The 15641-nt window shown below is 58.1% G+C and carries 9 protein-coding genes; 8 read left to right on the plus strand and 1 reads right to left on the minus strand.

The features are described 5' to 3' along the window. Nucleotides 1-164: 164 nt before the first annotated feature. From B3V69_RS03245 to B3V69_RS03275, 7 genes are all read left to right on the plus strand, one after another. Nucleotides 165-1544 (plus strand): phenylacetate--CoA ligase family protein, encoded by a 1380-nt coding sequence (locus B3V69_RS03245; protein WP_296443748.1) that lies wholly within the window; start codon nucleotides 165-167, stop codon nucleotides 1542-1544. After that, a complete protein-coding gene (locus B3V69_RS03250) occupies nucleotides 1537-2847 on the plus strand; it encodes a putative O-glycosylation ligase, exosortase A system-associated (protein WP_296443750.1) in 1311 nt (436 codons plus the stop codon). Before B3V69_RS03245 ends, B3V69_RS03250 begins: the two co-directional genes overlap by 8 nt. Beyond that, nucleotides 2766-3812: a polysaccharide deacetylase family protein gene (locus B3V69_RS03255; RefSeq protein WP_296443752.1), complete on the plus strand. Its 1047-nt coding sequence runs from the start codon at nucleotides 2766-2768 to the stop codon at nucleotides 3810-3812. The genes B3V69_RS03250 and B3V69_RS03255 overlap by 82 nt, the downstream gene beginning before the upstream one ends. Before the next feature lie 200 nt (nucleotides 3813-4012). Further along, complete coding sequence (locus B3V69_RS03260; RefSeq protein ID WP_296443754.1) at nucleotides 4013-5359, plus strand: polysaccharide lyase; 1347 nt, start codon at nucleotides 4013-4015, stop codon at nucleotides 5357-5359. Between the two features lie 258 nt (nucleotides 5360-5617). Next, nucleotides 5618-7660 carry a heparinase II/III domain-containing protein gene (locus tag B3V69_RS03265; RefSeq protein ID WP_296443756.1) on the plus strand — a complete coding sequence of 681 codons (2043 nt, stop codon included), beginning with the start codon at nucleotides 5618-5620 and terminating at the stop codon, nucleotides 7658-7660. 66 nt (nucleotides 7661-7726) lie between these two features. Next, a complete protein-coding gene (locus B3V69_RS03270; protein WP_296443758.1) occupies nucleotides 7727-9055 on the plus strand; it encodes a hypothetical protein in 1329 nt (442 codons plus the stop codon). 345 nt (nucleotides 9056-9400) lie between these two features. Further along, nucleotides 9401-12301, plus strand: coding sequence for a DNRLRE domain-containing protein (locus B3V69_RS03275; protein ID WP_296443761.1), 2901 nt, complete (start codon nucleotides 9401-9403; stop codon nucleotides 12299-12301). A 127-nt stretch (nucleotides 12302-12428) separates the two neighbouring features. On the opposite strand, the gene B3V69_RS03280 is transcribed toward B3V69_RS03275, so the two are convergent. After that, the gene (locus B3V69_RS03280) at nucleotides 12429-14045 is read right to left on the minus strand and encodes an asparagine synthetase B family protein (protein ID WP_296443763.1); all 1617 of its coding nucleotides are present in this window, start codon (nucleotides 14043-14045) and stop codon (nucleotides 12429-12431) included. Between the two features lie 308 nt (nucleotides 14046-14353). Here B3V69_RS03280 and B3V69_RS03285 point away from each other — a divergent pair, with 308 nt between their 5' ends. Beyond that, nucleotides 14354-15640 carry a glycosyltransferase gene (locus B3V69_RS03285; RefSeq protein WP_296443765.1) on the plus strand — a complete coding sequence of 429 codons (1287 nt, stop codon included), beginning with the start codon at nucleotides 14354-14356 and terminating at the stop codon, nucleotides 15638-15640. The last annotated feature ends 1 nt before the right edge of the window (nucleotide 15641 follow it).

Below are 15641 nucleotides of genomic sequence, written 5' to 3' on the forward strand. Positions count from 1 at the left end.
GATCAAGCCATGGCCCGGGAAGTACTTCGTGTCTTGCAAAACCCCGCTATTGCCGCGAGTCTGCGGCAGGCGGGGTTGGTCGAGGCAGAGAAATATGCTTGGCCGCAGGTACGCGCCAAGTGGCTGGATGCCTATATCCGGTCTGCTACGCCAGGGAGGGCGCTATGAGTCTCTATACCGCACTATGTTCGAACTTATTCTTCCCGCTCCATGAACGCCTCAAAGGCCATGAATCCGTGGCCTTGCGCAAGCGCCTGGAGGAAAGTCAGTGGTGGCCCGCTGAACAACTCGAGACTTACCGTGCCAAGAGATTGCAAGAGTTCCTGGTCGATATCGGACAGCGTGTTCCCTACTACCAACAGTTGTTCAAACAACTCAATTTCGCGCCGAACACGGTCCGCTCGACCGCCGCATTGCAACTGTTGCCATTGCTCGCTAAATCAGACATCCGGGAAAATGTTGAAAAGCTGAAAGCCGAAGGCCATGGCCCATTGACACGTTACAACACCGGTGGTTCTTCCGGAGAACCCCTTGTTTTTTACATGGGCAAGGCGCGCAAATGCCACGACGTTGCTGCCAAGTGGCGCGCCACCCGCTGGTGGGGCGTTGATATTGGCGACTCTGAACTGGTCGTGTGGGGTAGCCCGATGGAGATTGGTGCACAAGACCGCGTCAGGCGCCTGCGTGATGCACTGCTGCGAAGCCGCTTGTTGCCAGCTTTTGAGATGTCGCCTCAAAATTTGGACCGGTTTGTGGAGACGATCCGCGTTACCCGTCCTTCCATGCTGTTTGGCTATCCATCAAGTCTTTCTCTTATTGCACAGCACGCACGGCGAAAAAGCGTCGCCATGAATAATCTGGGGATCAAGGTTGCATTCGTCACCTCCGAGAAGCTTTATGACGAGCAACGAGCGATCATCAGCGAGGTATTTGCTTGCCCGGTGGCTAACGGCTACGGTGCTCGCGACGCAGGGTTCATCGCACACCAGTGCCTTGAGGGTAGTTTTCATATCAGCGCCGAAGACATCATTGTGGAAACAGTGCGTTCAGACGGCTCTCCTGCGGCCGCAGGGGAGGCTGGCGAGATTGTCGTCACACACATGGCAACTGTGGACTTTCCTTTCGTGCGCTATCGCACCGGTGATATGGGGGTTTTGGACGACAAGCCATGCGCGTGTGGCCGTGGCTTGCCCGTTCTGAAAGAAGTGCAGGGACGCACGACCGACTTTGTTGTGGCCCGCGATGGCACGATCATGCACGGTCTGGCATTGATCTACACAGTGCGGGACGTGCCGGGCGTTGAACGTTTCAAAATTGAGCAGTTGTCGCTGGATCAAACAATCGTCAAGGTCGTGGCTGGACCAGCCTTTGGCGCAGCAGAAGAGGCGCGCATCATCCGCGACTTCAAAGCCCGGTTGGGTGAAGCCGTTGATATTCGCGTCGAAAGGGTGAGTGACATTGCCAATGAATCCTCAGGCAAGTTCCGCTATGTTGTGAGCCAGGTCAGGACTGTTGGAAATAGCAAGGAGGGAAAAAGTGCGTGATTTACTGATGCTGGGAATTGTTCTGGGCGCGTTGCCGTTTGCCCTGCGGCACACCTGGATGGGCGTGTTGTTGTGGACCTGGATCAGCATCATGAACCCCCACAAGCTGGCGTGGGGTTTCGCCCAAAACGCGCCGTGGGCAGCCGTAGTAGGCGGCGTCACGATTCTTTCTCTGTTTACTTCCCGGGACAAACTGAATATGCCGTGGGAACCTCCGGTCAAAGTCCTGTTTGCGTTTGTCATCTGGATGTGCGTGACCACAGCATTCGCTATGTACCCCTCGATCTCTTTCGAGCATCTCACCAAGGTATTGAAGATACAGCTGATGACGGTCATAGCACTTGCTGCCTTGCGTGAGCGCAAGCACATTGAACTTTTTATCTGGGTGAATATTCTTTCAATTGGCTTCTATGGTTTAAAAGGTGGCCTTTTCACCCTCAGGGGCGGTGGTGCGGAGCGGGTATGGGGGCCGCCCGGTGGTTTTATTGAAGGAAACAACGAGCTCGCTGTGGCGATCGTCATGGTGATCCCGCTGATAAATTATTTGAGGGTAGTCGCAACGCGTCCGTGGATTCGCCACGGATTGTTGGCGCTCATGCTGCTGTGTGCAGTTTCGGTCTTCGGATCACAGTCCAGAGGGGCGCTGTTGGCTGTTTCCGCGATGGGCCTGGTTCTATGGTTGCGGTCTGAACGAAAAATAGTGACCGGTTTTTGGGTTGGTGTCATTGCTCTCGCCTTGCTTGCCTTTATGCCTGGCTCGTGGGAGCAACGCATGAACACGATCGGAAGCTATGAGCAGGACCACTCGGCGATGGGGCGAGTTGATGCATGGAAGATGACTATCAACTTGGCCAACCGAAACTTCTTTGGTGGGGGTTTTGAAATTTACAGGCCCGACATCTACGCCATATTCGCACCCGATTCACCGCAGCACCAGGGGGCCCACAGTATTTATTTTTCGGTACTTGGTGAGCATGGTTATGTTGGGCTGATTCTATTTATTGCGATATGGGTGCTGGCATTTCGAACAGCCGGGAAGCTCAGGCAGGATGCGAAAAAGCGGGCCGAGTCACTATGGCTTCACCACTTGGCCGGTATGTGCCAAGTGTCGCTTGTTGGCTATTTGGTCGGTGGCTCTTTTTTGGCCTTGGCCTACTTTGACCTGCCCTATAACGTTCTCGTCGTGCTGGTGGTCTCTTTGCGCTGGTTACAGGAAAAAAGATGGGAGAGCGAACCACAAGGGGCTTTTGGTGCGGCAACGGCCTCGAGTTCAATTCCGACGATCGTCCGGAAAAGGGCATAACAATGGTTATGAAAGGTCTCTTTGGCGCGCTATCTCCCGGTGGACCGAGGGCCCGCCTGCCCATTTTTGTATTTCACCGCGTGTTGGCGCAACAAGACCCGTTGTTTCCCGGCGAGCCTGATGCCCGCCACTTCGACGAAATTATGGGTTGGGTGGCCAAATGGTTTCAAGTACTTCCGCTGGACACGGCGGTCATGCAGCTTCGCGCCGGTACGCTGCCTGCACGTGCTGCCGCTATTACATTTGATGATGGTTACGCGGATAACGCCACCAACGCACTGCCGATACTGCGGCGACATGGCTTGCATGCCACCTTCTTTGTGGCCACATCGTTCCTGGATGGCGGGCGGATGTGGAATGACACACTTATAGAAACAATACGGGCTTGTGAAGTGGACGCACTGGACTTAAGCGGTGCAGGTTTTGGGCACTTCAAGCTGACGTCTGCCGTAGACAGACGTCTTGCCATTGAGTCCTTGCTGGGGCGCGTCAAGCATCTTCAGCCGGACCAGCGGAGTGAAGCGGTAACACAGGTGCAAAGAGCAGTGCCGATTGCTTTGCCTGACGACTTGATGATGACGTCCGGACAAGTCATTCAGTTGCGCGATGCAGGTATGCAAATTGGTGCGCACACCTGCAACCATCCCATTCTGGCGAACTTGACTGACAGCGAGGCCATGGCAGAGATAGCGGACAGCAAGATGGCACTTGAATCATTGTTAAATGAACCGGTTTCCTTGTTCGCTTACCCCAACGGTAAGCCGGGCACGGACTACTGTGGAAAACACGCCGAGATGGTCCGCCAAGCCGGCTTTGCCGCAGCGGTATCGACGGCCTCAGGCGTGTCATCGGCGGCCACAGATGTCTTTCAGTTGCCACGCTTCACGCCGTGGGACCGGACGCGGCTGCGGTATGGCATTCGGTTGATGCTCAATCTGCGCGCCGCGGCGCCGCAGGTGGCGTAGCGGATCAATCGGCTTGGCCGCCAAGGACCATTGTTGATGTTGAAAAAGGAGAGTTCGTGATGTTGAATAGATTGAGTCACCTGCTGGTCTTGGTTGGCTGTCTTGCCTGTGGTTCAGCCGCGATCGCGGTATCGGACGCTTTTGTACTCGGTGACGGCGTGGCTGGGCCGACCTGTGCGAACTACACGAGCATGGGTCCTATGGCATGGAGCCGTGCTGGCGGTGACTGGGTCGATGCCGCGGGAAAGCTATATGGCGACCATCCTTTTGCCACGCAGTCAGTGCCACCGGGCACAGGGCGCCAGGCGGAAGACTGGGACGTTACCGAGCTGGTTCGGGCTTGGCTTGACGGGCGTTATCCCAATGCCGGTATGCTGCTGCGGGTCAAGCCGGGGGTCAAAAACGGCGTGGTGGATTTTCACAGTCGAGAGTCGCCAGATCCAAGCGTTCGTCCAGTGCTCAAGTTGCAGTGGTCGGACGGCTCGCAGAGCAGGCTGTCTCCCGCTGCAGATACGTTTCTCGACTGCACCTCGCTGTCCAGTCTGGGCGAAAAACCGAGTATGAAAGTGAGTGGTTCACAAAGTGCGCTGTTGCGATTTGAACTGAAAAGAACGGAGGCGCGGCTGCAGCAGGCGGTTCTCTATCTCGTCTCAGACATACGGTATGCGAGTAACACTCAGATTGGAGTCTACCGCGTTGCCCCGCCTTACGCGCGGATGTCAGGCGATGTTGTGATGGGCTTGGCGAAAGACTACGCTCAAGATGTGGGCGTTGAAAAAAACCCTGATGTTGTGTTTGCAACGGGCTTCGAAAGCCCGGTCTGGCTCACCGAGTGGGGTTATTTTGGTCCGCGAAGTACAGCCGAGGCGATTGCCGAAGACGCTGCCAGACGATTTGAGCCGCTTTCTGGGCGGGCATTGCGCGTTCGTCTGGTTAAGGGACAAAACCTCGGCCTCGATTTGCGCTACCTGTTTGCCAAAGGGGGCAAGCCTGAGCCAGAGGAAATCTATTTCCGGTACTACCTGCGGTTCGCCGATGACTGGAACCCGTACGCTGACGGTGGCAAGATGCCTGGCATTGCCGGAACCTATGACCGCGCTGGGTGGGGCATGCGCAAGTCGGACGGGTACAACGGTTGGTCTGTGCGCGGCGGTTTTGCGCCCCGACCACCTGTGGACAAGTCTGTGGCCCGCCTGACTGCCATGGGCTCCTACGCCTATCACGCAGATGCGGCGGGCGTGTCCGGAGAGTACTGGGGCTGGAATGAAGGCCCGTCAGGCCTGCTGGAAAACAATCGCTGGTATTCAGTGGAGCAATATGTCAAGCTGAATACTCCTGGTGCCCGCGACGGCATATTTCGGGCCTGGATAGACGGTCGCCAGGTGCTGGAAAAAACGACAATTCTGTTTCGCCACACGCGCGATTTGAAAATTGAGAATGTCTGGATGAATATCTACCATGGAGGTACGACGCCCGCGCCCCAAGATATGACGCTGTACATTGACAACGTGGTGATCGCCCGACGCTACGTTGGCCCGATCAAATGATGACCCGTACAACGGTGAGAGTGCAATTGCGTGGAAATTAGCCTTAGCCCAGGCAAAGCGCGCGGTGTGGCCGGTGCCCCTGTGCGAGCCAGGTTTCTTTATTTTCTCTGGCGATGGACGCTTCCCCTCGCGCTTGTGTCTGCTGTATGGATGCCGGATTTTTTGCACTATCGAATTGATCGTAGGCCAGTCTCTCAGGCGGCGCTACAAGCCTGCGCACAGGCACCTGCTTCCGCTGTTTTGGATGAGATATCCGGCATGGCACTGGGTGCACGGCTCGGCATTCCAGATGGAAAAGTCATTGGGGTCGCCGAACAAATACTGGCGGGAACTATCCCCGTGCGCGGCTTCCTGGAAGCGCCTTTGGCCCTGCAAGGCTATCCAATAGACTATCAACGTGGGCCGCCATCGCTCCAGCTTGCCATGGCCAGCCTGGAGGTTGAACGTGTCTTGCTCAGTGCCTTCGAGCAAACGCATAGCCGGCGTTTTCTGGATTTGGCAGCCAGTCGCGTCCTCGATTTTGCAGCGCATGAGGCTGGGCAAAGACACGGGGAGGGGTTTCTGTGGAACGATCATGCGGTGTCGGGCCGAATCTCCGTATTGATAAAGCTGTGGCGACTGGTGCGCGAAAGTCCTGACTTCCCAGTTTCGTCGTCCCGTCAGATACTTTCGCTGGTTGAACGTAGCGGTCGTCTGCTGGCAAAACCAGGTCAATTCACGGTCAGAACCAATCATGGCGTGGCACAAAATCTCGCACTTCTGCAGATTGCTGCTGCATTTCCGGCGTTTCCTGAATCCGACGCGTGGCGCAGTCTCGCGCTGGAAAGGCTGATGGTCCAACTGCCTTTTTATGTCTCGCGGGAAGGTGTCGTCCTCGAACACTCGGCCGGTTATCAATTGTTTGGCGCTGAATTGCTGGCCATGGCGGGCCGTCTCAGCGCACTTAACGGCCTGGTGCCTGCGCCATCGCTTGTTGATGCCGCACGAAATTCGCGTCTGGTGCTGGCTGTCATGATGCGCCCGGATGGAACTCTTCCACTACTCGGTAATACTGGCAGCGGCGGTGGCAACGCAAGGCTAACAAGCCAGAGCACCGGCATCGCCCCCATTCGACACTTGTTGCCACCCCATCCAGACCCAGTGATTGGAAACAGCTTGTTTCCAGCGGCGGGCTACGCGATCTGGTGGCGAGCCAATGAATTGAAGCAGCTTTCCCAAACACTCATAGCCTGGGCCAAACACGATGGACATGGCCACAAGCACGCGGATGAAGGATCGGTTCTTCTCTGGTCTGGCGGCGTCGATTGGCTCACCAATACGGGCTACTGGCCTTATGGGGAGCGCAATGAGAAGGCAGCCTACTCCTGGACTGGCTCCAATGCACCTCATCAACCGGGGGAAGAGTTTTCTATCCCACGTTCTGTCCAACTGCTGAAAACTGGTAACGCATCGGGGGTCAGCTTCATTGAAGTCCAGCGGCGCAATCTCGACGGTGCGCAGTTTCGACGTCAGGTTTTGCAGATCGATAGTCAGACCTGGCTGGTTCTGGATTTCTCCCAGGACGTCCCAAAGGGTACGGAAATGATCTGGACAGTTGACCCCGTACTTCGATTATTGCCAGGCGCGACGACGCATAGTTTTATCAGTACTCCGATATCCGATGGACGGCATTTGACGATCAGTTACGCGACCCAAAGCGTGGCCAAGCTTCAAATTCGCCGTGGTTCTGTGCGACCGTTTGCGGGCTGGGTGGTTGTTAATGGCAGGCCCACGCCGGCGGATGCTCTGCAAATTGTTGATCCGGCAGCCAATTCGGCCAACGCCATTCTGTTTCGGGTTGCGTCAAGCTCAAGCGGCACCACACAAAAAATATCGATGGAAATGGGGGCAACGGCAGACCACTGGGCAGTCTTGCTGGAGGGGGCAGGGGAACCCAGGCGAATCACCAGAAACGACACGACGATCACGATTGGCAACGTAGTGACCGGGCCAAGTCTTGCCGGTGCTTCCTTGCTTGTGCCGTTGCGACCTGCGCCAGACATCGCCACCGAGCAGGCGGCCCTGAAGAGCGCCTATGCGAGTGCCATCAGTAGCTATCCGCCTTGGCGGGAACTGTCGCGCTACAGACTTCGGCTGTCTTATGCGCTGGCTATCCTGGCACTATTCGTTGAGGTGGGGTGGTTTGCCATGTCAAAACAGGTCGGCGTCATAACGACGCGCCAGTCTTTGCACGCCCACATGGGGATCACGCTGGGTTGGGCGGCCATTGCTGTGTGGACATTTCAGTTCTATTTAAGGTGACCACCCTTTTGGTTTTGGGGTGGGCGCCCGTGTTAACTTCAAATGCTACTAACCTGGGACTCTAAAATGCAAGAAGTGACGGAGTGTTGCCACCACGCTGAACCCTCGACCATAAACGGCACATCGCCCAATCGGAGAGGATTCCTGCAGTCTGCCGCGACGGCTGCGGGTTCTGTGGCCTTGTTGACTGGTGCTGGCATCGCGGCTGATCGCGTACGGGCCGCGTCGGCGTCGATCCCTGGCTGGGTACCCGCCAGCGGTGGCACCGCCAAGGCGGTTGCAACGGCGAATACCTTTCTTTCGCAGAATGGGAGACTCGTCGGCTGGGAGTACGCCTTTGGGAAGATCATTGACGACTACTCAGGGGGTGTCTTCAATCCGTACTGGGGTCCATTGGGCGCGATGGTGTTCCACGGTGGGGGGCATGCGGCCACGTTCGATAACAGTGTTGTGATACTCGATTTCAACGACGTGACCTTCAAGCGCTTGTCGATTCCGACGCCCAGCAACAAAGGCGAAAACTGGATTTCAACGACCGGGTTGGCGCAGAAAGTCGATTCCGCGTTCAATTCATCCTATTGCGAATATGGTGATGGCCAGCCCGGTTCGGGTCACACTTATGACACGCTCGCCATATTGCCCCCCGCCGATGGCGGGGCTCCTTTGGGGTCATTGATCCGCGTTTCCAGCTTTGCCGTTCATGTCAATTTGTCGCGCAGCACAGGCTGGGCCCATCGATTTGATTTTCAATCCATGGCGATGCGCAATGGCAAGTGGGTGCGCTGGTCGGTGAATGGGCCGACCAATTATTTGTTTCCCGGGGCCTGCTCCGCGTACGATTCGCGTCGCAAGCGGTTTTGGTGGATGGCTGCTCTGTCGTACCTCCCGCCGATGATCCGTTACCTTGACGTCGCAACGCAACAGCAACTGGAAACACCCTATGCGCGTACGGCACGATTGGCCCCTGCGGCGGACTCAGGTAGCATGACCCTGCGATACGACCCGGTGCGCGACATTCTTGTTTTGACATGCACCTTGGGCGGCAAACTGGTGCTCGCCTTTCTTCGTTGTGCATCGCCTGAAATGGGTTGGGTGGTGCCCCCCTTGTCGGCGAGCATTCCAGCGCAGTCCGGTGCATCACACGCATTCGATTTTGTACCCGAAGCAGACAAGTTTGTGTTGCTCACGGGTGCCGACAACTCGGCGCTCTATGACATCAGGGCTCCGCAGGATCCAACGCTCGTATGGACCGTGACACGCCGACCACTGGTCGGTGTTGCAATTGCGACCGCCCACATTGCCGGAAAGCGATGGAGCTACGCGCCGGCGGTCAAGTCGTTTGTTTGGATGGCGAGTAGTTCGTCCGGCGTCATCGCGTACCGTCCGTTCGTGTGAACGTCTGCCGTCGCATATCTTCCGCGTCGCCCCGTAGGAAAAGTTTACAGATCAGCCGCAGCGCGCAGGTCGAACATCGCTAACCCCTTGTTTCAATTGGCTTCGGGATAGTGCGCACGAAAATTGCGTACTGCGTGATGGTCCACCACAAAACGGCCATCGCTCATGAATCAGTTCTCCCCAATCTCTTGGTGCTGTCAGGCGGCATTTCAAAAAATGAGGTGCCTAGGCTACTGGCTTACGTTTGCAGTGTTGGCTGGCCTGACGGCCTGCGGTGGAGGCACCGATACCCCAGATAAATCGTCACCGACCCCGTCCAGCCTGCAGCAGACTCCGGTCAATTTGGTGATTGACACGACAAGCCCGGGGCTCGTGATCGAAGGTAGTTTTGACCAGGTTCCCGGCTACCTGGCAAAGAGCCAGCAGGTCTTGCGCAGCAATGGTGCCGCGAGCGCGCGCTTTGTGTTCCAGGTGCAGCAGGCAGGTCAGTATGAAGTTTTCGCCTGGTGGCCGCAGACTTTGGCTGATGCCGGTACGGCGGATATCACGGTCGAATACCACGGCGGCCAAAACACAATTTCCCGGAGCCAGCGCAGCGGTGGCGGCGCATGGCAATCAGTTGGCACCTATCCGTTCGACCCGTCGATCCCCGGGGCGGTGGTGCTGCGCAGCGCAAACGGCGCACCCTTGTACGTGGATGCGATGCGTCTGCAGTACGTCGGACGACTGGCGCCCGTTATGGTGTTTGCGTCCGACAAGCTGCCGGTCGGCCTGAAGGATGAGCCGTACATCGCGCAACTCGGTATGGCGGGTGGCATGCCGCCTTACAGCTATGCGATTGTGGATGGCGAGTTACCTCCGGGTTTGGCACTTGATGGGGCCACCGGTGACATCGCTGGCCGCCCGGCTCATGCCGGCGAGTTCACTTTCACCGTGCGTTCGCAGGATGCCAAGCGTCAGTTGGCGTCACAGACGATGACCCTTTACGTCGGAGAGTCGGCAGGCACGGCCAGCACTGTGCAGGGTTTGTCCCCGCGTCCGCTTGACGTCCTCAATGCACGCCGACAATCGGCTGTCACGCCTGCCAGCGCTCCGGACGTCTCCAACCTGCTCTCCATCGTGGCCGGCATGGCCGAAGGGGAATGGCGCCGTGTCAATCTGAACGCTTTCTCATCCGTCTGGACCCCCGCCGACCTGCGCCCTTTATTGTCGAAAAGCAACCCTGACCCCTCCCGCCTCATTCTCGCGTGGAGTAGTTTTGCCTGGGACTCCAACCGTGCTGCGCTGCTACTTTATGGTGGCGGCCATGCCAATTACCGTGGCAACGATGTCTACCTGTGGCGCGCCAGCACACAGATGTGGGAGCGTGCATCGCTCCCAAGCGAGATGGTCCAAACCCCTCTGGGCTACTGGAATGCGATTGACGGTGTCGACAAGGCGCCGGCTTCCGCGCACACTTACGACAACACCATCTTTCTTCCGATTCTGGATCGCATGCTGGTGCTGGGCGGCGCCGCCGACCCCAATGGCGGACCTTACATTACCCAGGACACTGCAACAACAGCGCGCGTCACCGGACCCTACCTTTTTGACCCAAGCCGCGCGAACGCCGACAGGGTGGGCGGCAGCACCGGGTCGCATGTGAAGCGCGTGGCGCCCTACCCTGAAATTGTCGGCGGCAATATGTGGTCAAACCGCGAGTCGTGGTTGAATGCATCGGCGTCATCAGTACCTCCTGTCGAAACCCTGTCCAACGGGTGCACGGGCTATGCCGTGGAGGCCGGCCGTGACGTGGTCTATTTGCGCACGGCCAGCCGCCTGTACCGCTATGAAATAAGCGACTTGGCCAATCCTGCCGCCGATGTCTGGAAGCAGGTCAATAGGTATTACTACGGCGGTTCTGGTGGCCAAGGCACCTGCGGTTACGACCCGCTGCGCAAGATATTCCTGTCGACGCATCTGAAGACGCCATTCATCTTTTGGGACCTGTCAAATTCCAATCCGGGCAACCTGGACAAAATGATCACACCTGTCGACCCAAGTGGCGAGTTTCCGACACTGCTGTCAAGCGGTGAGATCCAGATGCGCAACTGTGGTCTGGAGTTTGACCCCGTTCGCAATGATTTCAAGCTCTGGTGTGGTGATGGTCGCGTCTGGACCGTGACGCCACCGCCAACGCCGGTTGCCACGGGCTGGACTATTGTCAAGGCTGCGTTGCCTGCGAGTGCCGTTCCGACCGAAAGCCTGGGTACCGGCATTTTGGGCAAGTGGAAGTACGTGCCGAACCTGGATGTCTTCATGGGTCTGGCCGATGCGGTGCAGGGCAACATCTGGGTTTATAAGCCGCATGGCTGGGTGAACCCCGCGGGGGGCAGCAACCTGCCACCATCAGTGTTGATCACCGCACCCATTGATGGCACAAGCGCCACGGTAGGGGCGAGCATCGCGGTGTCGGCCACTGCGACGGACGTCGATGGCAGTGTTGCCAAGGTCGAATTCTTCGCCGACAACCACAAGATTGGCGAAAGTCTGGTCGCGCCCTACGGCATGATGTGGTCTGGCGCGACTGTCGGCGCGCATACGCTCACAGCAGTGGCCACCGACGACCAAGGTGGCAGCGCCATCTCGGCGGTGGTGTCCGTGACCGTCGCGCCTGCCTCGGACGGCACAGTGTCGATCACCTTGCAACGCGGCGCGGGTCCGTTCGTCGCCGCCGACACCTATCTGTCTGCGTATCACACGACGTTGAACTTCGGAGCAACGAGCAATGTCCAGGATCAGTACAGCAACTACTCGTCGCTGATGCGCTTTGCGATCTTCCAGTCCGAAGGCGGCCCTGTTCCGAACGGCACGAACATCAAGTCGGCGACCCTGTCGTTGTACAAGTACTCGTCTTACAACATGGTCTTTGCCGTGCATCGTGTGTTATTGGATTGGTCGGAGAGCTCCGCCACCTGGAATCTTCGCCTGCCGGGTTTGCCCTGGACCACAGTCGGCGCCAACGGACTGGGCACCGATATCGCCTTGACACCCGATGCGTTGGCAAGCACCGACTTCAACCCGGGTTGGATTGACTTTGACGTGACTGCAAGCGTGCAGGAAATGAGCCTGGCCTCGTCGCTCGCCAACTACGGCTGGCGCCTCAAGGGGGTGAGTGGCTACACCAGTGCGCTCAAGAAAATTTATGCGAGTGAGTTCACTGGCGCGCCGTCACTGCGTCCGAAGCTGGTAATCACCTACAACTGAGAGGGGAAGTCGTGTGCGCAAGAGCCGCACGCAAGTCCGGGATCACGGGTAAAGTTTGGCTCCCAAGTGTTTTTGCCTCTAAGCCCCCGTATTATCTTCATAGTGTGCTATATAAACAATAGCAATTTCAATCGATGAGCCTGAACTGCGGCGCCTTGGTCGCAAGCCACTGCTCCAGCATCATCAAGATCCACACCATCTCGCCAAAGTAGCCCGGGTGCTCGGGCAGGCGTTGCGTCAACAGGGTCTGGACGAAATCGGCGCGCACCACGCCGCGGCGCGCCAAGCTGTGCAGTGAGTCGGTAGCCAGCGCCTTGAGGGCCGGGTGGGTGTTGGCCCATACGCCAAACGGCAAGCCGAAGCCCTGCTTCTTCTTGGTGATGATCTCGTCGGGCAGAAAGCCGCGCAGCGCCTCCTTGAAGAACCAGCGCAGTTGCAGGCCTTTGAGCTTGTACGCGGTCGGCAGCTTGAGTGAGAACGCCAGCAGCCGCTCGTCGAGCATCGGAAAACCTACGCCCACCCCGGCACAGCCGGTAGCGCCCAGCACTTTGGGCAAGTCACTCTCGGCGAGGGTAAAGCGCCAGTCATAGGCCAACTCTCTATTCAAATGGCTGCAGTTCTGGGGCATCTGCCATACCGCGCGTTCCAGTCGCAGTGGCGCCGCAGTGTCAATTTGTGCCATCAGTTTTGGCGTGAGCACGTCGCCGGCACCCAGGCGCATGATCAGGTTGTACATCTGCAGTCGGTCGGGCATGGGCGCGCGGGCTTGCTCCACGTAGCTTCCCGCCTTGCGGGTCAGGGCGAAGGCCGCCGCGGCACGGGTGCCCAGCAGCGGTTCCATCAGGCCTTTTTGAAGGAAACCGGGAACATGGTTGTACCAGCCAAACACCCGCTGCTTGGCATAGCGGGAGTTGCCGCCAAACAGTTCGTCGCCGCCATCGCCCGCCAGCAGCTTGGTCACGCCGTCTTCACGCGCCATCCTGGCGCAGTAGTACGCGGGTAGGGCAGACGAATTGCCAAAGGGCTGGTCGTAATGGGCTGCCACCGCCGGGATGCTGCGCACCAGGTCATCCGGCGTGACGTAGTACTCGTGGTGCTCGGTCTTGAAGTGCTTGGACGCGAGGCGGGCATATTCCATCTCGTCATAACCCTGCGCGTCAAAGCCGATCGAATAGGTGGCCGCCGTTTTACCATTGGCCAGTGCCGCCATGCCCGCTACGGTAGAGCTGTCGGTGCCACCGCTCAAAAAGCAGGCTGGTTTGCTGCCGTCGAGCTGGGTCGCGACCGAGTCCAGCAGCAGTTGCCTGAATTCATCCTTGAGCACATCAAACGAGGGGTTGCGTTGTTCCTCAAAGCTGGGCACCCAATACGGTGCGACCTTGAGCTGGCCATTTTCAAACAGCGCATAGTGTGCCGGCGGTAACCTGTAGATGCCTTTGTAGATCGTGCGTGGCGACGGGATGACGTGAAAGTAAAGGTAATCAAAAATCGCCTGCGGGTCAATCTCGGCACTGGTGTCAGCCAATTCATCGGCGCGCTCGGCAAAGCGCAGTTGCCCGTTGTCCACTCTGTAGCACAGGGTGCAGATGGCAAAGCGGTCCACCGCCAGAAAAATGCCGCCATCGGGCAAACGTAGCCCCACGGCAAAGTCGCCAGAAACCCCCAGAGCGGTGTCAGGGCCGTTTTTGGCAATTGCTTCGCGCCAGGCCGATACGGCGCCGGCGGTTCGTGCTAATTCGGCCAAGCGTGCATCTGTGAATTTGGGGGAACCAGAGGTCAGTGAATTATCGGTTGCGGCCATTTGGAAGTGACAAGTGATCGTGTTCAGCGCGATTCGCTGTTCTTTATGTTGTTGGTGGATTATGCGCAACCGCGTGGGGCTTCACGGCGCGCTGAATATGAGAATCATCAAGAACAGGCGAACAAATTGTCAACTTGCGCAATCAGTCGCCTCGGTTGTCTCGAATTCGCCGGGCAATTGATATTTCACATTTATGATGGCGATCCCACTCTAGCGGGCGTGCCAGCGCCGCAACAACGACCGGAATCCACTTGAAGCGAATCCTGATGATTGCCTACCACTTCCCGCCGCTGGCGGGCAGTAGTGGCATACAACGAACGTTGCGGTTTGTACAGCATTTGCCGTCACTGGGATGGCAACCGCTGGTGCTTAGCGCCCACCCCAGCGCTTATGAAAAAACCAGTGACGATCTGCTGGCCGATGTGCCCGCCGGCACCGTCGTGCGCCGGGCCTTTGCACTGGACACCGCCCGTCACCTGCAAATTGCGGGACGCTATCTGGGCTGGATGGCGCGACCCGACCGCTGGATCAGCTGGAAGTTTGACGCCATCCGACAGGGGCTCAAGCTGATTGAAGAGTTCAAGCCGGATGTCATCTGGTCCACCTACCCTATCGCCACCGCGCATGTGATTGCATCAGCGCTGCACCGCAAAAGCGGTATTCCCTGGATTGCCGATTTTCGTGACCCCATGGCGCAAGAGGGGTACCCTGCTGACCCCCTCACTTGGCAGCGCTACTTGGCGATAGAGGCTGACGCCGCAGCGCTGGCGCGCTACTGCCTGTTCACCACGCCTGGCGCGGCACGGGCCTACCAGCAGCGCTACCCGGCCGCGGCCAGCCGCATGATGGTGCTGGAAAACGGTTATGACGAAGAGAGCTTTGCGTCTGCTGCGCTGCAGCCCAAGGTGGCAATGCCAGGAGTCGACGAGTTGGCTCTTGGTCTGCGCCCGCTGGTCATGCTGCACAGCGGCATTGTTTACCCATCAGAGCGCGATCCAACACAATTGTTTGTGGCGCTTGGCCGCTTGCAAGAAGCGGGTGCACTGGGCCCGGATGAGTTGCACATCCGCTTTCGCGCATCGGTGCACGATGACTTGTTGCAAAGTCTGGCACTGGCTTATGGTGTGCAGGACTTCATCGAGCTGTGCCCAGCAACTCCATACCGCGAGGCGCTGGCAGAAATGATGGCCGTCGATGGCTTGTTGGTCATGCAGGCCAGCAACTGCAATGCGCAGATTCCGGCCAAGATATACGAGTACCTGCGTGCTGGGAAACCCATTTTTGGGCTAACTGACCCCGACGGCGACACGGCTGGCGTGCTGCGCGGAGCGGGGCTGAATGACATGGCACGCCTTGATTCGGCGGATGAGATTGCGCATGCGTTGCCTGCGCTGGTGCGTGACTGGCGGCGGGGCAAAGCCGTGCTCGCGCACCCATTGGCTGTTCAACAAGCGTCCCGGCATGGACGGGCACGAGCCCTGGCGGCCTTGCTGGCACAGGCGACGTCTTCGCAGGGCTTTGCAGCCAGTAGGCGCTGAA

This window comes from Rhodoferax sp. UBA5149 (genome assembly GCF_002413825.1).
Taxonomy (GTDB): Bacteria; Pseudomonadota; Gammaproteobacteria; order Burkholderiales; family Burkholderiaceae_C; genus Rhodoferax.

What these genes read in the sequence shown, in the direction of transcription:
- B3V69_RS03260 (WP_296443754.1), top strand. Translation starts at nt 4,013, where the DNA reads ATGGCATGGAGCCGTGCTGGCGGTGACTGGGTCGATGCCGCGGGAAAG.
- B3V69_RS03265 (WP_296443756.1), top strand. Translation starts at nt 5,618, where the DNA reads ATGGCACTGGGTGCACGGCTCGGCATTCCAGATGGAAAAGTCATTGGG.
- B3V69_RS03245 (WP_296443748.1), top strand. Translation starts at nt 165, where the DNA reads ATGAGTCTCTATACCGCACTATGTTCGAACTTATTCTTCCCGCTCCAT.
- B3V69_RS03270 (WP_296443758.1), top strand. Translation starts at nt 7,727, where the DNA reads ATGCAAGAAGTGACGGAGTGTTGCCACCACGCTGAACCCTCGACCATA.
- B3V69_RS03255 (WP_296443752.1), top strand. Translation starts at nt 2,766, where the DNA reads ATGGGAGAGCGAACCACAAGGGGCTTTTGGTGCGGCAACGGCCTCGAG.